Source organism: Paenarthrobacter sp. NCHU4564 (genome assembly GCF_052156435.1).
GTDB lineage: Bacteria > Actinomycetota > Actinomycetes > Actinomycetales > Micrococcaceae > Arthrobacter.
The window spans coordinates 37,669-59,773 of record NZ_JBQLIS010000021.1 but is presented as its reverse complement, the minus strand read 5'-3'; the positions used below and the strand labels follow the sequence as shown (position 1 = coordinate 59,773).

Here is a 22,105-nt window from a genome sequence, read left to right as displayed (position 1 = left end):
AGCCTTTTGCTAATTTTTGAGAAAGCGTTTTCTTAAGAACGCGCAACTGCAGATCGAGCCCACGCTGAAGAAGTCCGGCGTGCGGTCCTGCACACCCATCCGCCCCAGCAAAGCAGGACTCATTGTTCCCACAGACAGCCACGACGGCTGGCATCGCCGGGAGGCAGCGACGCCCCAGCGCGATTGCCGGCTACGAGGATTGGCCCGGCTACGCCGCCGACAACCCGTACAGGCCCGCTTCCAAAGACGCGAGGCTGCTCGCCGGCGCTCTCGGTGTTCCGGCCGTTACGCCCGGTACTGCAATCACGGTGGACTGGGAAGTCGAAGACAACAATGTGGTGACGTCCCGCCTTTCCTGGCAAACGGGTTTCGGTCCCGGGACGTCGGCCTGGCTCCTCCGGCCAACCAGCATCGCCGGGCCGCTCCCCGGCCTGCTGGCCCTGCACTGCCATGGCGGCATCAAGTCACACGGCGCAGAGCGCTTGGTCGGGATCCCTGCTGAGGCACCGAGGCACGACGGCGGTACAACCTCCCGGCCCGGGCTCGGTCCACTTCCTCCCGGCCTGCAGGCAAAACTCTACGGTGGGCGGCCCCTGGCTACCTGGTTGGCCCGGCAAGGATTTGCCGTACTGGCCCACGATGCCTTCATGTGGGGAAGCCGGAGATTCCACCTGGACCCCCTGCCCTACCGGACTGCCCACTGGCTGGATGGCCAGGAGGCACTGTGGCGGGAGGCCGGCGTCGTACCTTCTCCGGCGGAGAGGTACAACGCAGCAGCGGCCGCACACGAAGAAACCGTGGCGAAGGCCGCCACCCTGCTTGGCTCGACGATCGCCGGCACGGTGGCGCACGATGATCTCACTGCCTTGGGCGTCCTGGCTTCCCTGCCCGGAGTGGACGCGGGGCGTCTTGGTTGCATCGGTTTCTCCGGTGGCGGTGGCCGGGCCATGGTGCTCGCCGCGCTCAGCCCACAGATCCGCAGCTACGTGGTGGCGTGCATGATGACCACCTTCGAATCGCTCCTTCCCGCATACGTGGACGCCCATTCGTGGCTGCTTCACTCGTCCGGACTCCCCCGCCTGGGCGGGTTGCCGGACCTCGCGGCGCGGTCCACGGCCGATGCCTTCCTGCTGCAGTACGGCCTGCGTGATGAGCTGTTCCCCGAAGACGGAATGCGCGACGCCGATGCGCGCCTTCTGGCCGCAGCGCCGGGCCGGTACAGCGGCAGCTTCTGGAACGAAGGGCACGTTTTCACGCCGGCCATGCAGGAAGAAGCGGCAGCCTTTCTCGCCTCGCATCTGATGGCAGAACAACCCTCAACAGCTTCAGCTAGGACCGCCTCATGACCCATCTTGCAACGACGCAAACACTGACCGCAGCCGAACCCGCGGCCCTTCCCACGGTGGCTCTGGTTGGCGTGCATGGCTTCGGGGAACGCCATCTGGAGAACCTCCGACGCCTGGGCACGGCAGGAAAGCTGCACCTCGTGGCCGTAGCGGATCCCGTACCGCTGGCAGAGGGCCAACTCCCGGCAGATGTTACTGTATTTGGTTCCCTCGACGATCTGTTGGCAGCCGGAGAGATCCCGGACGTGGTCATCATCTCCACGCCGATCCAGACGCACGCACCGCTGGCCCTCGCAGCACTTGCCGCCGGGGCCAACGTGTACCTGGAGAAACCTCCGGTTGCCTCCATGGCGCAGTACGAGGACGTCCTGGCCGCGGCGGCACAAGCCGGCAAGCTGGTGCAGCTCGGATTCCAGAGCCTGGGTTCACACGCCATCCCGGCGATCCAGGACATCGTGGATTCCGGCGGGATCGGCGAGGTCCGCGGGATCAGTGCAACAGGACAGTGGCTTCGCACGCGGGGGTACTTCACACGGTCCCGGTGGGCCGGAAAACGGAGCCTGAACGGGACGGACGTGGTTGACGGCGTCGCAACCAATGCCTTGGCCCACGCCGTCGCAACCGGCCTGTGCCTTGCGGGCGCCAGGACCGTGGCCGATGTGGAGCAGGTGGACACGGACCTTTACCGCGCCAACAACACCGAAAGCGACGACACCTCGGTGGTCCGGGTGCGTACAACCAATGGAACGGTCCTGACGTGTGCCCTGACGCTGTGCGCCCCCGTGCAGACTGCCCCGCTTGTTACGGTCTACGGCACCTTGGGCCAGGTCACTTTCTCCTACACTGAAGACCGTTTGGACATCACCACCCCAGCGGGCACCAGGAGCGAAAGTTTCGCCAGGACAGATCTTCTGGAGAATCTCCTCACCGCGCAGTCCAAAGAGGATCTCCTGAGCCCGCTCTGCAGCGCGGGCGCCTACGTTTCGGTGCTCGAGGCGATCCGCACGGCCGAGGACCCTAAGCCCATCGGCGCCGGCCACGTGAGCTGGGTGGGCGAAGGGGACCAGGCACACGCGGTGGTGCACGGCATCGAATCGTGGATCCAACGGGCAGCCCTGGGCCAGGCCACATTCCAGGAACTGGGAGCACCGTGGACTTCCGGTCCGGAAACCCCGGTCATGGGCCTGGGCGGAACCACGGTCGCCACTGTCCGGGATGGGTCCGAGATCAGGCCCACGTCATCCCCACGGCCCTACCTGCACCCCATCCGCACCTTGGCCGGAACCGCGGTCACCGATCACGTTCCCGAGGACCACGTATGGCACTTGGGCGCCGGCGTCGCGTTGCAGGACGTCGATGGCATCAACTTCTGGGGTGGCCGCACTTACACCCGCGACGCCGGGGCCTACGTCTGGCGCAAGGACCACGGACGCATCGTCACGGAAGCCGCCGAACACCTGGCCGGGAGAAGGGTGGAACAGCTCGGCTGGATCGGTCCGGACGGCACCCGGATACTCAGCGAACAGCGCGAGTGGCGGTGGTCCGCCGTCGGGCATTCCGCGTGGACGCTGACCTTGGACTTCAGCCTCGAACCGGCCGTAAACCGGACGGTGCTGCTCGGCAGCCCCGGTTCGAACGGCAGGCCGCAGGGCGGCTACGGCGGCTTCTTCTGGCGGCTGCCGAAGGTCGCCGACGCCACCATCTGGACCGTAGACGCCCGCGGTGAGGACGCCGTGCATGGGAGCGTCGCGCCGTGGCTGGCATGGTCGGGAACGTTCGACGCCGGCAGTGGGCACCTTGGCCACCCCGCAACGCTCGTTTTCCTTGCTGCGCCGCAGGCCCCTGACCCATGGTTCGTGCGGCATTCGGGCTATCCGGGCGTCGGACTGTCCCTGGCATGGGACAAACCGGTCCAGGCCGAACCCGGCAATCCCGTCCGCCGCACGGTCACCGTCCTCATCGCTGACGGCTTCCTGGCAACACAAGACATAGAACAGCTCATCACTCACATGGGGGAATCGGCATGACCGCTCCAGCTCAGTCCACAACCGTGTCCGGCGCCGCACCGCGGACCGCGCCCGGCAACGCCGCCGACCGCGAGGTAAAACGCCGGCGGGTGCTGGACATCCTCGATGCCGCAGGACGTGATTCGCTGCTGCTGACCACGCACACGGCGCTCACCTGGTACCTCGATGGCAGCCGCGTCCACATCAGCCTGGCAGGCGATCCCATTGCGGCTTTGCTCGTGGACCGGGAAGGCGACCACCTTGTGACCTTCAACAATGAGGCCGGCCGGATTGCCGCCGAGGAACTGCCCCAAGGAGTCAGCCTCCACACGGTTCCCTGGCACGGTCCTTTGCACGCCACTGCGGCAGCCTTGGCAGGCGACGGCAACCCCCTGTTCGAATCCGCGGTGACAGCCGAACTCCGTGCAGCCCGGCAGCAACTGCTCCCTGCGGAGGCAGCCCGGTACGCGCAGCTGTCCGCAGATGCAGCTGCGGCCATGACGGATGTCCTTTATGGGGCAACACCGGAGACCACCGAGTTTGAGCTGGTTGCCGGGCTTGCTGCCCGGATCGTGTCGGTCGGGGCCGAGCCCCTGGTCCTGCTCTGCAACGGCTCAGGCCGCAGCGACTTCCGCCACCCGTTGGCAACGCATGCTCCCCTTGGCCGCCGGGCCATGGCCGTGGTCTGCGCCCGGCGCGACGGCCTGGTTGCCAACGTGACCCGTTGGGTGGCGTTCGACGCCGGCACCCGCCAGGAACTGGACGCTGAGGCCCGCATCGCTGCAGTGGAGGCGGACATCTTCCGGGCCACCGTGCCGGGTGCACGGCTCAACGATGTCTTCGCAGAGATCCAGACAGCCTACGAACGGCACGGCTTCGGCGCGGACCAATGGAATCAGCACCACCAGGGCGGCCCTGCGGGTTACGCGGGACGGGATCCCCGGGTCACCGCCGACGTGACAGACACGATCGTCCTCAACCAACCCTTCACATGGAACCCCTCCGGGCCGGGCGTGAAGATCGAGGACACTGTGCTGCTCACGGAGGGCGGCATTCAGGTCCTCAGCGTTGACGATCGGTGGCCTGCAGCGGAAGTGGACGGCCGCCGTCGTCCTCTGACGCTGCGTCCGTAGCCCTCATCCCGAACAAACGAAAGGGGCGGGTCACCGTCACGGTGACCCGCCCCTTTCGCGTCCCCCCACCCAAGTAGGTCGCAGTTAAGCGCGTTTTGACGGCTCAAAACGCGCTTAACTGCGACCCAGTTGGGTAGCCGCCGGTGTGGGTCAGGGGAGGGTTAGCGTGCCGTCGACGCGGCGTGGGCTACCCAGCGGGTTGGCTTCCTGCAGTGCCGGGTGCAGGATGCTTTCAGGCGCGTCCTGGTACGCCACGGGGCGTTGGAACCTGCGGACCGCCGTCGCTCCCACCGATGTGAAAAGCGAGGTCGTGGCCGGGTACGGACCGCCGTGCTGCTGGGCCCAGTTCACTGCGACGCCGGTCGGCCAGCCGGCGAACAGCACGCGTCCGGCCAGGCCGCTGAGCTGCTCAAGGAGCGCCCCGATGTCCTCGCCGGGCTGGGCATGGATGGTCGCAGTCAGGCTTCCCGGGACCTTCGCAAGGGCCTGGGACAACTCAGCCTGGTCGGCGTACTCAATGAGCAGCGTCGTCGGCCCGAAGCACTCCTCCAAGAGCTCTTCCGGCCGCTCCAGCACGTTGGCCGCTGTGGTGGAAAAGACCACGGGCGCTGCGCCATCGGCCAAGGCGTCCTGGTCCGACGTGCCGCTGACCACGGTGACACCGGGCTGGCCGGCCACGTTGCGGAGCCCATGGGGGTAGGCCTCGGCAATGCGTTCGGTGAGCATGGCAGCCGCTGGCTTGTCCTTGCCCGCCTCGGCCAGGTCCGCAGCGAAGTCCGTCCCGGCGGGGATGAAGATGAGGCCGGGCTTGGTGCAGAACTGTCCCGCGCCCATGGTGAAAGAAGCTGCGAGCCCCGCGGCGAGTTCCCGTCCACGTTCCGCCAGGGCCGCAGCCGTGATGACCACGGGGTTCAGGCTGCCAAGCTCGCCGTAGAACGGGATGGGCTCGGGCCGTGAGACCGCAAGATCAAACAGGGCGCGTCCGCCGGGAATGGAACCGGTGAAGCCTACCGCCTTGATGGCCGGGTCCTGGACCAGCGCCGTACCTGCCTCGCGACCGCTCACCAAAGCAAAAATGCCCTCCGGGGCGCCCGCCTCGGCCAAGGCCTCGCTGACGATTTCCGCCGTTCGCTCGGACAGACGAAGGTGCCCGGAATGGGCCTTGACGATCACCGGGCATCCGACAGCGAGCGCGGAGGCGGTATCGCCGCCAGCCACAGAGAACGCGAACGGAAAGTTCGACGCCGAGAACACAGCTACGGGGCCAACGGGCCTGAGGATGCGGCGCAGGTCGGGCTTGGGCGGGGTGGCTTGGGGGTCGGCGTGGTCGATCACGGCTTCGAGGTACGAACCCTCGGTAATGACGCGCGCGAACAAACGCAGCTGGCCGCTGGTCCGTGCAACTTCGCCGGTGAGCCTGACCGTCCCCAGGTTGGTCTCGGAGTCTGCAATGGCAACGAGCTCCGTCACGTTGGCGTCCAAGGCGTCCGCGACGGCGGTCAGCCAGGCTGCGCGATCGGCGTCGGACGCTGCTGCGGTGACTTTGGCGGCGGCCGCCGCGGCAGCAGTTACTGCCGTCAGGTCAAGAGTTGCTGTACTCAATGTGGTGTCCTTCGGTCGTGGGTGCCGGACGGCCGGCAGAGAATTCGAAGCCCAGGCCCGGGCGTCCGGTACTGCTGAGGCGGCTGTTGCGGATCCTGATCGGTGATGGGCCGTCAAGAATGCCGAGTGCCTGGAAGGAGGCGTCCTCCACGTCTTCCACGCTGACGGCCTCGGCCAAGGTCAGAGCCAGCTGCCCGGACAGTTCGGGAAGGAGGTGCGGAGCGACCCTGATGCTGTTGGCCCTGGCCAGCTCAACAATCCGCCGGAACGGGGTAATGCCACCGACCCGGACGATGTTGGGCTGGATGATGTCCACGGCTTCTGCCTCGATGAAGTCGCGGAACCGGTAAATGGTGTGGACGTTCTCCCCCAACGCGATGGGCACCGGTGAGTGCTTGCGCAGCCTCCGGTAGGCCCATAGATCATCCGCACGGATCGGTTCTTCCAACCATTCCAGCCCGTAGCCGGCCAGGACATCCAGTGCACGGAAAGTATGTGCAAGGTCCCAGCGCTGGTTGGCGTCGATCATGAGCAGCCGGTCCGGTCCAATGACCTCGCGGACGGCTGCCACGCGTTCGGCGTCTTCACGGAGTTCCGGCTTGCCCACCTTGATCTTCACGGCGTGGTGTCCTGCAGCGACCCATCGCCGGGCTTGCTCCACGAGTTCATCCAAGGTGTAATGCAGGTTTACGCCGGAACCGTAGACTTCAACGGATTCCTGCCGCTGCCCCAGGAGCCCTGTGACGGACGTGCCGGCCAGTCGGGCTTTGAGGTCCCATAAGGCCAGGTCCATGCCAGCGATCGCAATGGTGGTCAGCCCTCCGCCGCCGGCCTCATGCAGGCGCTTCCACAATTGGTCCCACACGATCTCCGGGTTGGCTTCGAGTCCGGCAATGAAAGGGGCGATGTCGTGGTCCAGGAGGGCCTGTACCGCCTGGGGGCCAATGGTCGGCGTCCAGGAGAAACCGTGGCCGGTACCGCCGTCGTCGGTAGTCAGTTCGGTGACAATCACGTGGTTCTCCGGCGCCTCCACACCCCAGCTGCGCAGCAGCGGGACCGTGATGAGGCGCGTGGAGAGCCCGGTGATTCGGCTCGTCATCAGTTGCCGGCCAGCTCGTGGCCCTTGGCGAGGATTGCCTTGAGCTCCAGCAGCTGTTCCTCGGTGGGGTCCACCAGCGGCGGACGCACGGAGCCAACGGGCAGTCCCGACAGCCGCAGACCCGCCTTGATGAGCGAGACGCCGAAGCCGGGTGTTTGGTCGCGGAGCCTGACCAGCGGTCCGTAGAAACCCTCAAGCAGGGCGTTGCGGCGTTCCTCATCACCGGAAACGTAGGCGTCGTAGTAGGCCTTCGCGATCTCGGGAGCCATGGCGAACGCTGCCGAGGAGTACAGCGGGATGCCCAGGCCACGGTAGGCGCCCTGCGTCAGTTCGGCGGTCAGGAGGCCGTTGAACAGTGCGAAATCCGTGCGTCCGCTTGCGTTGATGGCGGAGACGATTTCCTGGGCAAGGCCGACGTCGCCGATTCCGTCCTTGAAGCCCACCACCTTGGGGTTGGCCGTCAGGCGGGTCATGGCAGCGGCCGTGAACTTGGCCGTGCCCCGGTGGTACACGATCACGGGCAGGCTGCTGGCTGCGGCAACGGCTTCAACATAGGCGACTACGCCGTCGGTGGGTCCGGTGACGAGATACGGAGGAAGGACCAGAAGGGCATCGGCGCCCGCTTCCTCGGCAACCTTGGCGGCGGCGATCGCATGGCCCAAGGGGCCACCGGCGCCGGCAACGACCGGGACGGCACCTGCAACGACCTCGACGGCGGCAGTCACCACGGTGCGGATCTCGTCGAGGGACAGGGCGTGGAACTCACCCGTCCCACAGGCCGGGAACACCCCGCCCGGACCGAACGGCAGGCGCGATGCGATGTGCTCCTTCAGGAGGGCGACATCCACGGAGCCGTCCTCGGTGAAGGGTGTGACGGGGAAGAAAAGTACGCCGTCGAAATTCATGCTGTCTCCTTGCTGGTTGCTCCCGCAGGCACCAGGCCGCGGTGGGTCTCGTCATTGAGTAATGCTGTGTCTTCGCCCTCATAGGCCGGGGTAAGCTCGGTGCGCCAACTGCGCTTCGGTTCCCAGCCCAGGAGTTCGCGCGCCTTGCCCACGGAGAAGGCAGGGCTGGTGCCCGTGAGGTGTTCCGTCAGAGGACCGCTGCCCGGCAGGAACCGCGGGAACAATTCGGCCAGCGGTGCGGTAGCCAAGGCGTCCTTGGCGCCGACGAAAAAGGTCTGCCCGTTGGGAATGGTGTCCATCTTGGCCAGGAGCACGTCCAGGAATTCCGCAACGTCCCGGGCATCCACGTAGTTGAACAACGCCGGGGCGGACAGCGCGGGATCGTCCAGGCGTTCGCGGACCGTGTGGCCCTGCTGGGTCGGCGCACCCTCCCATTCCTCGGGCGAGATCACGTAGCAGGGACGGAAGGCCGCGTACCGGATCTTGTCCCCTTGCGCGGCGGCAAACATTTGGACCGTCTGCTCGGCGATGAGCTTGGACAGTGCGTAGGCGTTCCACGGCTTGGGCGGCGTCTGCTCGTCCAAAGGGAACGACGGCGGCAGCCAACCTGCCGGTGAGCCGTAACCGAGGGCGGTGGGGCTGCTTGCCGTCACGATCTTCGGGACCCCGGCGTCGGTGGCAGCACTGATCACCGCATAGGCGAGCCGTGTGTTCGTGCTGAAGATGACATCCTCCGGCGCGCTGAAAGGTACCGCGATAGCAGCGAGGTGGATGACGGCGTCGGGGGTTGTTTCCTGGATCAGCCGCGCCGCCTCGCCCGGCGCCAGCAGGTCTGCGGTCCGCTGTGTGGCGCCGGCCGGCAGCTGGTCTGCGGGGATGGCGTCGCGGTCCACGGAGATCACTCCGTGTCCTGCGGCGGCCAGGCCGGCCACCACACTGCGGCCGAGCCGTCCGGACCCGCCGGTGACAAAAATCGTGCTCATATGATGTTCCTTCGTCTACGGGACTGCGGCTATGCCTGGCCGCGGCCGAGGTCGACGCCGAGTCCCAGTCCGCTGATGCGGACCGGCACGTCTGATTCGAGGGACTGGTTTCCGGCGATGCCCACCGAGACGGAACGGAGCCCGTCGATGTAGCCGGAGGGACGGCCCAGTGGGTCGACACCGGGGCCGTTGAAGAGGTCCGAAAGCAGCAGGTTGTCGCCGCCGCCGTGTCCACCCTCCCCGTTGATGATCGGTACCTCGTAGGCTGCTTCCCAGTGGCGCTGCACCACGAGCCGCTCACCGTTGCGGCGCACGGCGTCTTCTTCCTCGATGGGAGTGGCGCTGGGGTCAACGACCGTCTTCTTGTCCGTACTGAATTCGACGGCGGCGCGCTCCACCACCTCGAGTTCGGCGCGGCCCTCCGTTCCGTTCACGGTGACGCGGTAGCCCTCCCACGGGCTGTGGGCGTTCAGCGAGTAGCTCAGCGTGGGGCCACCCTGGTAATCTACCACGAGGGCCAGATTGTCTTCAATGGTGATGCCCTCGGTGAAGACGTCCTGGTCACGGCGGTATCCGTCGAACTTCTCGTTGTCGTAGTACAAGGCTTTCAAGCGTTCGTCGTCGCGCAGGTCCAATCGGAACGGATCCCGTTCCAGGCCGTCCACGGTGCCGCGCTCAGGGCGTGCGCCCAGGCCGCGTTCGCTGGCGTTCTTGTCGCCGTAGAACCGCAACCCGCCCGAGGCGAAAACGCGCTCCGGAACGTCGTTGATCCACCAGTTGACCAGGTCGAAGTGATGGGACGCCTTGTGGATGAGCAGGCCGCCTGAGTTTTTCTTGTCGCGGTGCCAACGGCGGAAGTAGTCGGCTCCATGGACCGTATCCAGCACCCAGCTGAAGTCGATGGAGGTCACCTTGCCGATCACACCGTTCTGGATGATCTCCTTGAGGGCCGAGTTACGCGGCGAATAGCGGTAGTTGAACGTGACCACTACGTTGCGGCCGGTTTCGGCCACGGCTGCGGTGATGCGGCGGCAACCTTCAACGTCGATGGTCAGCGGCTTTTCAACCACGACGTCGGCACCGGCCTCGAGCGCTTCAACGATGTAGTCCGCATGCGTGTAGTCAGGAGTGGTCACGATGACCCGCTCGATGCCGTTGTCCTGGATGAACTCTGTCAGCTTGCCCGGCTCAAAGGTGGCCACCGGGCCCGGTGCGCCGAGCTCCTGGATGAGTCCCTGGTAGAACTCCACACGGCCCGGGTTGACGTCGGACAAGGCGATGAGTTCGGCGACATCGGCGTGCTGGCCGAAGATGGCCCGGATGTACATTTCCGAACGTCCGCCGGTGCCGATAAGCGCAATCCTTGTGCGCTGGCCGGCGGTCCCAGGGGTGGCTGTGGTGGCGGTTGGGTGGGTCTCGGCGGTGTCGACGTTGACCATGGAGGATGCCCCTTTCCAAAGGCAGGAGTGAACCGCTTGACGGCCCGGCTTGTTCTGGGAAGAATCATGAGAAAGCGTTTTCTCAGAGCGTTATAAGCTTTGTATCAAGACTCTGGCGGTCGCGTCAACCATCACCCCAAGGGCGGGGCAGCACGGGACAAGCCAATTGGAAGGGGCAGGATGGCACGCAGGAATACCAACAGGCGCGTTGGCATCGCCGACGTCGCGGAGAAAGCGGGCGTGTCGCACGCTACCGTGTCGCGCGTCATGAACGGCAACGCCGCGGTGGACCCCGGTATTGCCGAGCGCGTGCGGGCAGCTGCCGCCGAGTTGAAGTACCAGCCCAATCCTGTGGGCCGCAGCTTGGCGCTGGGCAAGACGGACACCATCGGCATTGTGGTGCCGGACCTGGCCAACCCCACCTTCCAGGCCATTCTGCGCGGCTTGAGCATCGCTGCCGCGCAGGACGGCTACCGCGTACTGATCGCAGACTCCTCCGAAGTGACCAGCGAAGAAGCGATCCTGGCCGGAGAGGCACGGCGGCGCTGTGACGGCGTGGTGCTCTGCGCACCCCGCATGCCCGATGCCGAACTTGAAGAACTGGCACCCACGCTCCACCCGCTGGTCCTGATCAACCGGACCACCATCAACACCACCACCCCGAGCCTGAGCGTCGATTATGGGCAAGGCATCCAGGAACTCGCCCAACACCTGGTATCCCTGGGCCACCAACGACTGGCATACCTGTCAGGCCCGGAACACAGCGCCTCCAACCGCCAGCGGCTGGTGGGGCTGGCGCAGTTCCGCTCGGACCATCCGGACATTGAGCTCCAGATGCTGCATGGCGGCTCGAACTTCGATTCAGGCCACGACTCCACGGAAGCCATCATCGCCAGCGGCGCCACAGGCATCCTGGCATTCAACGACCTGGTGGCCATGGGCCTCCTCAGCGGCCTGCATGAGCGTGGCATCAGGGTGCCGGAGGACATCTCCGTCACGGGCTTCGACGATATCCCGTTCGCCAAATACACCACTCCCCCGCTCACCACGGCAGCGGTCCCCATCAACGAGCTCGGCAGCCTGGCTTGGCGCAGGATGCGGGAACAGATCCAGCAGGGCGGCGAAACTCCCGCCCTGCAGCAGGATGAGTTCGCTCCCCGGATGGAAATCCGCAAGAGCACTGCCGCCCCGGCATTGAAGTCAGTTTGAACCCAGCGAGTTGGCACTTAATGGCAATGCCCACGTGGAACATTGTCATCAAGTGTCATCTCGGCGAGGGATTGGCATCCACTCCGGCCTCCGTGTAGAAGCCCCGGATGTGGGCGGCCACAAGCTCCGCTGCCTTGCTGCCATCGTTTGCGTTGACGGCAGCGAGGATGGCGCGGTGCTCAGCCCGAAGCCTTCCTGACGTGGCGCTCCAGTCCGGCAGGTTGCCCGTGAGTTCCCCGGCATAGTTCTCAATGGCCCCGCGCAGGGAGGCCATCATGGCACTGACCACCGCATTGCCTGCCGCCCGGGCCAGGGCCACATGGAACCGCGCATCGAGGGCCAGGAACGACTCAATGTCCGAAGCCTCCTCCATCTGCGCCAGCATGTCCGCAGCCTCGTCCAGCGCGGGCCCGCCGGCCTGCGCACGTTCGGCAGCCCACGATTCCAGGAGGACGCGGGTTTCCACGATGTCTGCGACCGGGAAGTGCCTGGTGGCCACGTGCAGTCGGAGCGTGGACCCCAGGGCCGACCCCGGTTCGGCAATAACGATGGTGCCTGCGTCCTTTCCCGAGCCCACCCCAGCCCGGACCACACCCATCGCCTCAAGGATCCGGACGGCCTCGCGGACCGAGGTCCGGGAAACCTGCAACTGTTCGGCCATGGTCCTTTCGCCGGGCAAGCGCCCTCCGAGGGCCAGTTCGCCGCTGGACAGCTGCTTCTCGATCCATTCGAGGACAAGTTCGTGCGTACGCATACCGAAATAGTAGTTGATGTGGTCAGACCACATGTCCTACAGTGTGGTTAGACCACACGAATTCAAGGGAGAACCGCATGACCGACACCCTCGATCCCAAAATCACCGCAGCCCCCGCCGACGCCGGCAGCGACCAGAACGTCAGCCGCACGCCGCAGCCGGGTCCCGCCGTCGTACAGCCTCCGGCCCTGAAGCGGCGCGTTCCCAAGGTGTCGGACCTGGCCCCCTTGATGCAGTTCAAGAAGCCCGAATTCAGCAAGGCTGCGCGGCTCAAGCGGGCAAGCACCATCTGGGACCTGCGGGATATGGCAAAGCGCAGGACCCCGCAAGCGCCCTTCGACTACACGGACGGTGCAGCGGAAGAGGAAATCACCCTGCGCCGGGCACGCCAGGCTTTCCAGGACATCGAATTCCGGCCGGGAATCCTGCGCAACGTCTCCAGGATCGACCTCCGCACGGAGATCCTCGGTCAGGAATCCAAACTCCCGTTCGGCATCGCACCCACCGGGTTCACGCGCATGATGCAGTCCGAAGGTGAGTACGCTGGCTCGCAGGCCGCCGAGGCTGCCGGTATTCCCTACACCCTGTCCACCATGGGCACGGCCTCGATCGAAGACGTCGCCGCGGCGGCACCGAATGGCCGCAATTGGTTCCAGCTCTACCTGTGGACGGACCGGGACCGCTCCCTGGAATTGATCGAGCGGGCCGCTAAAGCGGGCAACGACACCTTGATGGTCACCGTGGATACGGCAGTGGCCGGTGCCCGCCTGCGCGATGTCCGCAACGGCATGACCATCCCGCCGGCGCTGACGCTGAAGACCGTGCTGGATGCGTCCTACCGGCCGGCCTGGTGGTTCAACTTCCTGACCCACGAACCCCTGACCTTTGCTTCGCTGTCGCGTTACACGGGCACCGTGGCCGACCTGATCAACTCCATGTTCGACCCCACCCTGACCTATGAAGACCTCGACTGGCTGCGCGAAACCTGGAAGGGCAAGCTCGTGGTCAAGGGCATCCAGACCGTCGAGGATGCGCGGAAGGTGGTGGACCACGGCGCGGACGGGATCGTGCTGTCCAACCACGGTGGCCGTCAGTTGGACCGCGCCCCCATTCCGTTCCACCTGCTGCCCGAGGTCTCGGCTGCGCTGAAGGCGGACAACAGCAAGGCCGCGGTCATGCTGGACACAGGCATCATGAGCGGCGCCGATATCGTGGCAGCCCTGGCCTTGGGCGCGGACTTCGCCCTGATCGGCCGGGCCTATCTTTACGGGCTCATGGCCGGCGGGCGTCAGGGTGTGGACCGGACCATCCAGATCCTCGAAAAAGACATGACGCGGACCATGGCACTGCTCGGAGTCAGCAAGGTAGCGGACCTTACCCCGGATCACGTCCGCCTGCTCCAGCGCTAGCCCAACCAGGTCGCAGTTAAGCGCGTTTAGACGGCTCTAAACGCGCTTAACTGCGACTCAGTTGGGTGCCAGGAGCGTTAGATGAGGCCCTGCGCCAGCATCGCGTCGGCAACCTTCACGAAGCCACCGATGTTGGCACCCACCACGTAGTTGCCAGGGGCACCATATTCTTCGGCCGTCTCTGCGCAACGGTCGTGGATGCCCACCATGATCTCGGTGAGCCGCTGCTCAGTGTGTTCAAAGGTCCAGGAGTCACGGCTGGCATTCTGCTGCATTTCCAGTGCCGAGGTTGCAACGCCGCCCGCGTTGGCGGCTTTGCCCGGCCCGAACAGGATGCCTGCCTCCTGGAAGACCGCCACTGCAGACTGGGTGGAGGGCATGTTGGCACCTTCGGCCACAGCGATCAGGCCGTTGCTGACCAGCTTGGCGGCAGCATCGCCGTCGAGCTCGTTCTGCGTCGCGCAAGGGAGCGCAACGGTGCCGTTGACGTCCCAGACGGAACCACCGGCGACGTAGCTGGACCCCTGGCGTCGGGCGGCGTACTCGGTCAGGCGGGCGCGCTCAACTTCCTTGACCTGACTCAAGAGCCCGACGTCGATCCCCGCCTCGTCCACGATGTAGCCGGCCGAGTCGGAGCAGGCCACCACGGTCGCCCCGAGCGACTGTGCCTTGGCAATGGCGTGGATGGCCACGTTGCCCGAACCGGACACCACAACACGCTGGCCATCGAACGACTGGCCGCGGGTCTTCAGCATCTCCTGCGCGAAAATCACCGTGCCGTAGCCGGTAGCCTCCGGCCGGACCAGCGAACCGCCCCAGGAAATTCCCTTGCCCGTGAGGACACCGGATTCGTACCGGTTGGTGATGCGCTTGTACTGGCCGAACAAGTAGCCGATCTCGCGGCCGCCCACCCCGATGTCACCGGCAGGAACGTCGGTGTATTCGCCGATGTGGCGGTACAGCTCAGTCATGAACGACTGGCAGAACCGCATGATTTCGGCGTCCGAACGGCCACGGGGATCGAAGTCGGAACCACCTTTGCCCCCGCCGATCGGCATGCCGGTCAAAGCGTTCTTGAAGATCTGCTCAAAGCCGAGGAACTTCACGATGCCCAGGTAGACGGACGGGTGGAACCGCAGCCCGCCCTTGTAGGGTCCGAGCGCGGAATTGAACTCCACACGGAAACCGCGGTTGACGTGGACACGTCCGGCGTCGTCGGTCCACGGGACGCGGAAGATGATCTGGCGCTCCGGCTCGCACAGGCGCTCCAGGACCGCGCCCTCCAGGAACTCGGGATGGCGGTCATGGACCGGCCCCAGGCTTTCGAAGACCTCGGTGACGGCCTGGTGGAATTCCTTTTCGCCCGGGTTCCGCGCCAATACGGTGTCCCGGACGGCTTCCAGCCTCGAATCCATGACTTTTCCTATCCACTAGTGCGCCGACCCGCGGCGAGACGATCCAGTCCCGCTCATGGTTGCACCAACGAAGGTAGGATCTCCATCCGATGGCTTTGTGACCCCGGCCCGGGGAGTTAACACAACTGTCCAAGAACCCCGGAAACACAAGGAAACAGGAAGTTAACAAAACCTCACAATGTGGTGAGGATCACGTTAGACCGCTATCGCTTCCGTCCAAACTTGGGGAGGTTGGGAAGGTTGGCCAGCAGGTCCGCGGCCTTGGTGGCTGCCCGGCCTACCGTGCGTCCGATCTGCTGCGGCACAGTGTCGTCCGACTGCAATTCAACGGAAACGGGGGTCTCACCGGCCTGCGCTACGACCGCTTGGCTCAACGCTTCCGGACGAACGTCGGCAGCTTGGGCCGACGGTTGATTCGCAAGCGCCGGAGCTGCCGGCTGGACATCGGAAGCAGCCCCTGCAACAGGCGCGACGGCGGCGGGAGGCCTGGGTCCGACGTCGAACGTTTCCAGCCAGGAGGCGACGCCGGCAAGGGGCTTGGGATTCAACGCGTAGTAGCGCTTCTGGCCCTGGGCCCGCATGCTCACGAGGTCGGCCTCGCGAAGCACTTTGAGGTGCTTGGAGATCGTGGGCTGGCTGGCCTCCAGTTCCGCCACCAGTTCGCCTACTGCTTTGTCCCCAGAGCGGAGGGAGACCAGGATCTCGCGCCTGGTTGCCTCAGCAATGACGGCAAATACGTCGTCAGTCACCATGCCTCCCACCCTAGCGACATATACGCCAAAAGGCATCACTGTTTCCGTCGGCGACGAAGCAAAGGATCGTTGACCACTCCCCCGGCCGGTGCTACAACGAAAACACGGTTTGTCCGGGCTCCCAGGCCCCGGCCGCCCAACGCACGGGGTGCATGGCAATGACTGACTTGTTCCGGCGCCACATCTTCAACATCATCGCCGCAGTGTTCCTGGCCCTGTTTGTCCTGGTGTGGGCCACCGTCCTGATCCGTGTGGGCACCTGGGTGCCTTCCGGTGGCGCAGAACGGCCGGAACTGAACGGCGCCCTGGTCACGGCTGCGGGGGTCCTGTCGACATCCCTGAGTTCGCTGACGGCGTCGGCACTGGGCTTCACGATCTCGGAAGTCAAAAGGGACAGCGCCGCGGCCGGCGAGCCGAACCAGCTGGTCAGTCCGGGCGCCGTGGCAACCCGGCTTTCAGGCAGGGTGATCTTCGCCATCATGGTCTACATGACCATGGGGATGCTCGTGCTGGTGGTGTGGCTTTTCAAGGGACAAGCATCGACCGACCTGATCGGGGCGTTCGCCCTCTCGCTCCTGGGCTGGCTGGTGGGCGCAGCCGGGGTGGTGTTCCAAACCGAGGAAAGCTAGGCGCTCAGTCGAACCATGGGTCCAGCCCGTACAGCGGGAAGACTTCCTTGCGCGTGGCCATCACGGTCCGGTCAACCTGGTCCGCCGGGTCATAGCCGACCTCCCAGGAACGCCACCAGATGTCCACGTCGTCACCCATCAGCTCCGGGGCCTGGGCGCCGTAGGTTTCCCGGACGTAGTCGCGCCAGGCCTGTGGAACCGGTGTCTTCAGGGGAACCGGACGCTGCGTCACCATACCTATCAGGTGGGTCCACGCCCTGGGGACGACTCCCGTGATGTCGTAGCCACCGCCGCCGGTGGCGATCCACCGGTTATCGCAGTGCTTAGCGGCCAAGCCCCCGACGGCGGCAGCCGCCTCCCGCTGTCCGTCAACACTCAGGTTGAGGTGCGTCAGCGGATCAAGACGGTGTGAATCGCAGCCGTGCTGGCTGACGATCACTTCCGGAGCGAACGCCGACACGAGCTGTGGCACCACCGCGTGGAAAGCCCGCAGCCACGCAGCGTCACCGGTGAACGCCGGAAGTGCCACGTTGACCGCCGTTCCCGGCGCATCGGGGCCGCCGGTTTCGTTGGCGAAGCCCGTCCCGGGGAAGAGGGTGAGCCCGGATTCGTGCAGCGATATGGTCATGACCCGGGGATCGTTCCAGAAAATGCTTTGTGTCCCGTCGCCGTGATGAGCGTCGACGTCGATGCTGACGATCCGCTGCACACCGCCGTCGAGCAATCGCTGGATCGCAAGCGCGACGTCGTTGTAGACGCAGAAGCCGCTGGCCCGCTCCCGCGACGCATGGTGCATTCCGCCGCCAAAGTTGACGGCCCGCACGGCCGTGCCGTCCAGGATCGACTCGGCCGCCACCAGCGAGCCGCCGGCCAACCGCGCACTGGCTTCATGCATGCCCGCGAACGCGGGATCGTCCTCGGTCCCCAGTCCGCGGTCCTCTTCAGGTTCCAGCGGATCATCGCTGACACGGCGCACAGCCTCCACATAGGCGCGGCTGTGGACAGTGAAAAGCTCGACGTCGGAAGCCACCCTGGGTGCCTCAACCGCCACATGGCTGTGGTCGAAGAGTCCCAGGGACCCGGCCAGGCGGGCCGTCAGCTCCAGCCGCTGCGGAGCCATGGGGTGCCCTGGACCGAAATTGTAGGCAGTCATGGCCGGATCCCACACCACCGTCGTTGGCAGTGCGGAACGGGTAATGCTGGAAGCAGTCATCCCAGGCCTGGAGTTCACCCTGAACAGGCTACCCGAGCCCGTGCGGCCCCAGCGCCGGGTTACGCCGGGCGAATAGTGGTTTACTACGTAGGAAAGTATGTTCAACCGAGGAAGATCGCCATGTCCCAAAGCCAGTCGCGGTCCCGGACCCCGGCCAACTGGCAACCCGGCCAGCCCGAGCGTGAGGGTCTGTGGATCTTCACCCGCGCCCGGGACTTCATCGACAACATCGCCAATTCCTCCCCTGCACGCCTGGCGCTGGTGGCCTTCTCCATGGTCATCCTGCTCTTCACCGGGCTTCTGTCCCTCCCCGCCTCGGCGGCATCGGGTGAAACAACCCCCCTGCACCAATCCATGTTCACCGCCGTATCCAGTGTGTGCGTCACGGGGCTGACCGTGGTGTCAACGGCCACGCACTGGTCCTTCTTTGGGCAGCTGGTGATCCTGGTGGGCATCTTCGTGGGCGGCCTTGGCACACTGACCCTGGCCTCGCTGCTGGCCCTCATGGTGAGCAAACGGCTGGGTGTCCGGGGCAAGCTCATCGCGCAGGAAGCCATGAACAACGCCGGCAGGCTCGGCGAAGTCGGTACCCTGCTGAGGATCGTGATCATCACCTCGGTGGTCATCGAAGCCGCCCTGGCCCTGGCCCTCATTCCACGGTTCATGGTCCTGGGCGAACCTTTCTGGCAGGCGGTGTGGCACGGAGTCTTCTATTCGATTTCGGCCTTCAACAACGCAGGGTTCACCCCGCATTCGGACGGTATCGTGCCGTACGAGACCGACCTGTGGATCCTGGTCCCCTTGATGCTCGGAGTCTTCCTGGGCAGCCTGGGCTTTCCCGTGGTCATGGTCCTGCAGCAGAACGGCCTGAACTGGAAGAAGTGGAACCTCCACACCAAGCTCACCATCCAGGTGTCGTTCATCCTGCTGGTGGCGGGAACAGTCCTGTGGGGGCTCATGGAGTGGGACAACCTGCGGACCATCGGGCATATGAGCCTGGGCGATAAGATCATCCACTCCCTTTTCGCATCGGTCATGACCCGCTCCGGCGGTTTCAACCTGGTGGACCAGAACCACATGGAATCAACCACCATGCTGCTGACCGATGCCCTGATGTTTGCCGGCGGCGGCTCGGCGTCGACCGCCGGCGGAATCAAGGTGACCACCATCGCCGTCATGTTCCTCGCCATCGTGGCCGAAGCCCGCGGCGACGCCGACGTCAAGGTCTATGGCCGCACCATCCCACAGGGCACCATGCGGGTGGCCATCTCGGTCATCGTCGCCGGAGCCACGTTGGTTTCCGTCGCCGCTTTCCTGCTCCTGTCCATCAGCGGCGCCTCACTGGACCGGGTGCTCTTCGAGACCATCTCCGCCTTTGCAACCGTGGGACTGAGCACCAACCTCAGTGCCGAGCTGCCGCCGTCGGGCGTTTACGTCCTGACCGCACTCATGTTCGCCGGCCGCCTGGGCACCGTCACCCTGGCCGCAGGCCTGGCCCTGCACCAACGCAGCCAGCTGTACCACTACCCGGAAGAGAGGCCAATCATTGGCTAGTAACACAGGGGCTGCCCCCAACCGGCCAGCCCACAATGCGCCAGTGCTGGTGATCGGCCTGGGCCGTTTCGGGTCGGCAACGGCCGAACAGCTGGTCAAGCAGGGCCGGGAAGTCCTCGCGATCGAACGGGACAGGTCGCTGGTCCAGAAGTGGGCACCCGTGCTGACCCACGTGGTGGAAGCCGACGCCACCAACATCGATGCCCTGCGGCAGCTGGGCGCGCAGGAGTTCAGCTCGGCTGTGGTGGGTGTCGGCACATCGATCGAATCCTCCGTGCTCATTACGGTCAATCTGGTGGACCTGGGTATCCAGCACCTGTGGGTCAAGGCCATTACGCCCTCCCACGGCAAGATCCTCAGCCGCATCGGCGCCAACCACGTGATCTACCCCGAGGCCGATGCCGGAGTCCGTGCGGCGCACCTGGTGTCCGGGCGCATGCTGGACTTCATCGAGTTCGACGACGACTACGCGATCGTCAAAATGTACCCGCCCAAGGAGACGGTCGGCTTCACGCTGGAGGAATCCAAGGTGCGGTCCAAGTACGGCGTGACGATCGTGGGCGTGAAGACCCCGGGTGAGGACTTCACCTATGCCCGTCCGGAAACCAAAGTGTCCGGGCACGACATGCTGATCGTGTCCGGACACGTGGACCTGCTGGAGCGCTTCGCAGCACGCCCCTGACGTGGTGCCTGGCTAGCCGAGCTGCTTGGTGATTTCGGCTGCCCGGGCGGCTGCGGCGCGGGCGCCGTCGGCGATGATCCTGGGGATCCCGCCGTCGTCGAAAGTCGCGATGGCGCGCTCAGTGGTGCCGTTGGGGCTGGTGACGGCGACACGCAGCGAGGTGGGGTCTGCTCCCGGCTCGGCGAGCATGAAGCCTGCACCGGCAACGGTCTCGCGGGCGAGCATCACGGACAGTTCAGCGTCCAGGCCGAGCTCGACGCCGGCCGCGGCCATGGCCTCGGCCAGGTAGAACGCGTACGCCGGTCCGGAACCGCTGATCGCGGACAACGCATCAACCTGGTCCTCGGGAACCTCCACCACCTTGCCGGCACCGGCCAGGACGGCCTTGGCCTTCTCCAGCTGCTCCGGAGTGCAGGACGAACCAGGCGTGACGGATACGACGCCGCGGCCCAGCTTTGCGGGCGTGTTCGGCATGGTGCGGATCACCGGCTGCCCTTCCGGAAGCGCTGCTTCGAGCTGGGCGATGGAGACGGCAGCGGCGACGCTGACCACGATTGTGTCCTTGGACAGGGCCGGGCTGATTTCGCGCGCAAGGTCAGCGATGCCTACCGGCTTCACTCCCAGGATGACCAGGCTGGAGCCTTTGGCAGCGAGCTTGTTGTTGTCCGGATCTTCTTCGCCGGCGATCGCCATCACGCCGTGCCGCTGGGCGAGTTCGTCCGCCCGCTCTGCGCGGCGGACGGTGGCAACGATGTCGGACGGGTCCGTTCCGGCGGCCACCAGGCCGCCCAGAATTGCCTCGTTCATGGATCCACAGCCAAGGAATGCGATTCGGTTGGTCATGGATCCATCATTGCAGTTGGCTGTCGGGGCGGTCTAACGCCTTCCGGATGACGGATTCCCAGCCAGTTCCCAAGATTATTGCAGGCGGCACCCAACCTTGCTTTGTAACTTGGTAAGTACCTCATTGAGGGTGCGAGTGATGAGGCGGGCATGGGGATGTCCGCCAGCAGCACCGGTGGCCGGGGCGGGTTTTCCCCCATTTCCCGATCCGGCCGCCGGTGCTTTCGCTTTTAATGGACAGCCCGGACGGACCCCGCAATCCTGAAGGCGATGGGGCCCGCCTGAAGGCCAACTGCCCTTAGCTGTCCAAGCTGCGGACCAGCGGAACGCTCAAGTGCTGGCGCGCAAACCGCAGGGTTTCCGCGAGCATCTCTTCACGCTCCCCTGTCACCTTGGCTTTCCGGGTGGAAATCTCAGCCACCACGGCGCCATTGAACCCGTTCGAAGCCAGGTGCTGCAGGACATCGGCGCACTGCTGCGTTCCTGTTCCGGGGACCAGGTGTTCATCCTTGCCGGAGCCTGAGCCGTCCGTCAGGTGGACGTGCCGCAGCTTGCTGCCCAGCGCCTGGACTGCTTCCAAACTGTTGGCCCCCGCAGTGGCGGCGTGCGAGAAATCCCACGTGACGGCGTCGTAATCCTGGTCCAAGGGGTCCCAGTGCGGAAGGTAAGCCACCGCCTCACGTCCCCGGACCCGCCAGGGGTACATGTTCTCCACTGCGATATGCACCTGGTAGGTGGCAGCAATATCGCGGACGCCCTGGGCAAAGTTCTCTGCGTAATTGGACTGCCAGCGGAACGGCGGGTGAACCACCACGGTGTCACAACCTACCTCCGTGGCCATCTGGCAGGACCGTTCGATCTTGTTCCAGGCCGAGCCCCACACTTGCTGGGTCAGCAGGAGGGTGGGCGCGTGGATGGAAACGATCGGTTGCTTGTACCGATGGCTCAACTGCACCAGCGCGTCAGGATTCTGGCTCACGGCATTGTTGGTGACCATGACCTCCACGCCGTCATAGCCGAGGTCCTGCGCGACGGCGAAGGCGTCATGGACGCTCAACGGGTAGACGGACGCGCTGGACAGCGCCACAGGGATGCGGTGGCCGTTTGCTTGGGGCTCGACGTCGGCACTCAT

The 22,105-nt window shown here is 65.4% G+C and carries 20 protein-coding genes; 9 read left to right on the top strand and 11 right to left on the bottom strand.

Translation table 11 applies throughout. From position 1 onward, the window contains the following. Window positions 1-122: 122 nt before the first annotated feature. From ACSVIE_RS17835 to ACSVIE_RS17825, 3 genes are read left to right on the top strand one after another with little or no spacing between them, the layout of a single operon-like run. Window positions 123-1,346: an acetylxylan esterase gene (locus ACSVIE_RS17835; RefSeq protein WP_442424709.1), complete on the top strand. Its 1,224-nt coding sequence runs from the start codon at window positions 123-125 to the stop codon at window positions 1,344-1,346. Beyond that, window positions 1,343-3,373, top strand: coding sequence for a DUF6807 family protein (locus ACSVIE_RS17830; protein WP_442424708.1), 2,031 nt, complete (start codon window positions 1,343-1,345; stop codon window positions 3,371-3,373). Before ACSVIE_RS17835 ends, ACSVIE_RS17830 begins: the two co-directional genes overlap by 4 nt. Continuing rightward, window positions 3,370-4,485 carry a M24 family metallopeptidase gene (locus ACSVIE_RS17825; protein ID WP_442424707.1) on the top strand — a complete coding sequence of 372 codons (1,116 nt, stop codon included), beginning with the start codon at window positions 3,370-3,372 and terminating at the stop codon, window positions 4,483-4,485. The genes ACSVIE_RS17830 and ACSVIE_RS17825 overlap by 4 nt, the downstream gene beginning before the upstream one ends. 150 nt (window positions 4,486-4,635) lie before the next feature. On the opposite strand, the gene ACSVIE_RS17820 is transcribed toward ACSVIE_RS17825, so the two are convergent. Genes ACSVIE_RS17820 through ACSVIE_RS17800 form a run of 5 tightly spaced genes read right to left on the bottom strand, consistent with a single transcriptional unit; the run spans window position 4,636 to window position 10,513 of the window. Continuing rightward, on the bottom strand, window positions 4,636-6,087 hold the full coding sequence (locus ACSVIE_RS17820; protein ID WP_442424706.1) for an aldehyde dehydrogenase (NADP(+)): 1,452 nt from the start codon (window positions 6,085-6,087) through the stop codon (window positions 4,636-4,638). After that, entirely contained in the window at window positions 6,068-7,186 is a 1,119-nt protein-coding gene (locus ACSVIE_RS17815) for a mandelate racemase/muconate lactonizing enzyme family protein (protein WP_442424705.1), read from the bottom strand. Before ACSVIE_RS17815 ends, ACSVIE_RS17820 begins: the two co-directional genes overlap by 20 nt. Then, on the bottom strand, window positions 7,186-8,091 hold the full coding sequence (locus ACSVIE_RS17810) for a 5-dehydro-4-deoxyglucarate dehydratase (RefSeq protein ID WP_442424704.1): 906 nt from the start codon (window positions 8,089-8,091) through the stop codon (window positions 7,186-7,188). The genes ACSVIE_RS17815 and ACSVIE_RS17810 overlap by 1 nt, the downstream gene beginning before the upstream one ends. Beyond that, window positions 8,088-9,074 (bottom strand): NAD-dependent epimerase/dehydratase family protein, encoded by a 987-nt coding sequence (locus tag ACSVIE_RS17805; RefSeq protein ID WP_442424703.1) that lies wholly within the window; start codon window positions 9,072-9,074, stop codon window positions 8,088-8,090. The genes ACSVIE_RS17810 and ACSVIE_RS17805 overlap by 4 nt, the downstream gene beginning before the upstream one ends. Window positions 9,075-9,103: 29 nt before the next feature. Beyond that, window positions 9,104-10,513, bottom strand: coding sequence for a Gfo/Idh/MocA family protein (locus ACSVIE_RS17800; RefSeq protein WP_442424702.1), 1,410 nt, complete (start codon window positions 10,511-10,513; stop codon window positions 9,104-9,106). A 180-nt stretch (window positions 10,514-10,693) separates the two neighbouring features. Here ACSVIE_RS17800 and ACSVIE_RS17795 point away from each other — a divergent pair, with 180 nt between their 5' ends. Then, complete coding sequence (locus ACSVIE_RS17795) at window positions 10,694-11,722, top strand: LacI family DNA-binding transcriptional regulator (RefSeq protein WP_442424701.1); 1,029 nt, start codon at window positions 10,694-10,696, stop codon at window positions 11,720-11,722. A 55-nt stretch (window positions 11,723-11,777) separates the two neighbouring features. On the opposite strand, the gene ACSVIE_RS17790 is transcribed toward ACSVIE_RS17795, so the two are convergent. Continuing rightward, on the bottom strand, window positions 11,778-12,476 hold the full coding sequence (locus ACSVIE_RS17790; RefSeq protein ID WP_426003938.1) for a FadR/GntR family transcriptional regulator: 699 nt from the start codon (window positions 12,474-12,476) through the stop codon (window positions 11,778-11,780). Window positions 12,477-12,553: 77 nt separating this feature from the next. Here ACSVIE_RS17790 and ACSVIE_RS17785 point away from each other — a divergent pair, with 77 nt between their 5' ends. Further along, window positions 12,554-13,885 (top strand): alpha-hydroxy acid oxidase, encoded by a 1,332-nt coding sequence (locus tag ACSVIE_RS17785; protein WP_442424700.1) that lies wholly within the window; start codon window positions 12,554-12,556, stop codon window positions 13,883-13,885. Between the two features lie 77 nt (window positions 13,886-13,962). Here ACSVIE_RS17785 and gdhA read toward each other — a convergent pair whose 3' ends face one another. Beyond that, entirely contained in the window at window positions 13,963-15,300 is a 1,338-nt protein-coding gene (gene gdhA, locus ACSVIE_RS17780; protein ID WP_442424699.1) for an NADP-specific glutamate dehydrogenase, read from the bottom strand. Between the two features lie 203 nt (window positions 15,301-15,503). After that, complete coding sequence (locus ACSVIE_RS17775) at window positions 15,504-16,052, bottom strand: ArsR/SmtB family transcription factor (protein ID WP_442424698.1); 549 nt, start codon at window positions 16,050-16,052, stop codon at window positions 15,504-15,506. 158 nt (window positions 16,053-16,210) lie between these two features. Between ACSVIE_RS17775 and ACSVIE_RS17770 the strand changes: the two genes are divergently transcribed. Further along, window positions 16,211-16,681, top strand: coding sequence for a hypothetical protein (locus ACSVIE_RS17770; protein WP_426003943.1), 471 nt, complete (start codon window positions 16,211-16,213; stop codon window positions 16,679-16,681). A gap of 4 nt (window positions 16,682-16,685) precedes the next feature. On the opposite strand, the gene ACSVIE_RS17765 is transcribed toward ACSVIE_RS17770, so the two are convergent. Beyond that, on the bottom strand, window positions 16,686-17,894 hold the full coding sequence (locus tag ACSVIE_RS17765) for an acetoin utilization protein AcuC (RefSeq protein WP_426007599.1): 1,209 nt from the start codon (window positions 17,892-17,894) through the stop codon (window positions 16,686-16,688). Here ACSVIE_RS17765 and ACSVIE_RS17760 point away from each other — a divergent pair. Genes ACSVIE_RS17760 through ACSVIE_RS17750 form a run of 3 tightly spaced genes read left to right on the top strand, consistent with a single transcriptional unit; the run spans window position 17,833 to window position 20,130 of the window. Beyond that, window positions 17,833-17,970 (top strand): hypothetical protein, encoded by a 138-nt coding sequence (locus tag ACSVIE_RS17760; RefSeq protein ID WP_426007640.1) that lies wholly within the window; start codon window positions 17,833-17,835, stop codon window positions 17,968-17,970. The two genes, ACSVIE_RS17765 and ACSVIE_RS17760, sit on opposite strands and share 62 nt — an antisense overlap. A 44-nt stretch (window positions 17,971-18,014) precedes the next feature. Continuing rightward, window positions 18,015-19,448, top strand: a complete 1,434-nt coding sequence (locus tag ACSVIE_RS17755) for a TrkH family potassium uptake protein (RefSeq protein WP_426003944.1) — start codon at window positions 18,015-18,017, stop codon at window positions 19,446-19,448. Window positions 19,449-19,491: 43 nt separating this feature from the next. After that, complete coding sequence (locus ACSVIE_RS17750; RefSeq protein WP_364164415.1) at window positions 19,492-20,130, top strand: potassium channel family protein; 639 nt, start codon at window positions 19,492-19,494, stop codon at window positions 20,128-20,130. A 12-nt stretch (window positions 20,131-20,142) separates the two neighbouring features. On the opposite strand, the gene proC is transcribed toward ACSVIE_RS17750, so the two are convergent. Further along, a complete protein-coding gene (gene proC, locus ACSVIE_RS17745; RefSeq protein ID WP_426003945.1) occupies window positions 20,143-20,973 on the bottom strand; it encodes a pyrroline-5-carboxylate reductase in 831 nt (276 codons plus the stop codon). 298 nt (window positions 20,974-21,271) lie between these two features. Continuing rightward, window positions 21,272-22,105, bottom strand: coding sequence for a sugar phosphate isomerase/epimerase family protein (locus ACSVIE_RS17740; RefSeq protein ID WP_426003946.1), 834 nt, complete (start codon window positions 22,103-22,105; stop codon window positions 21,272-21,274).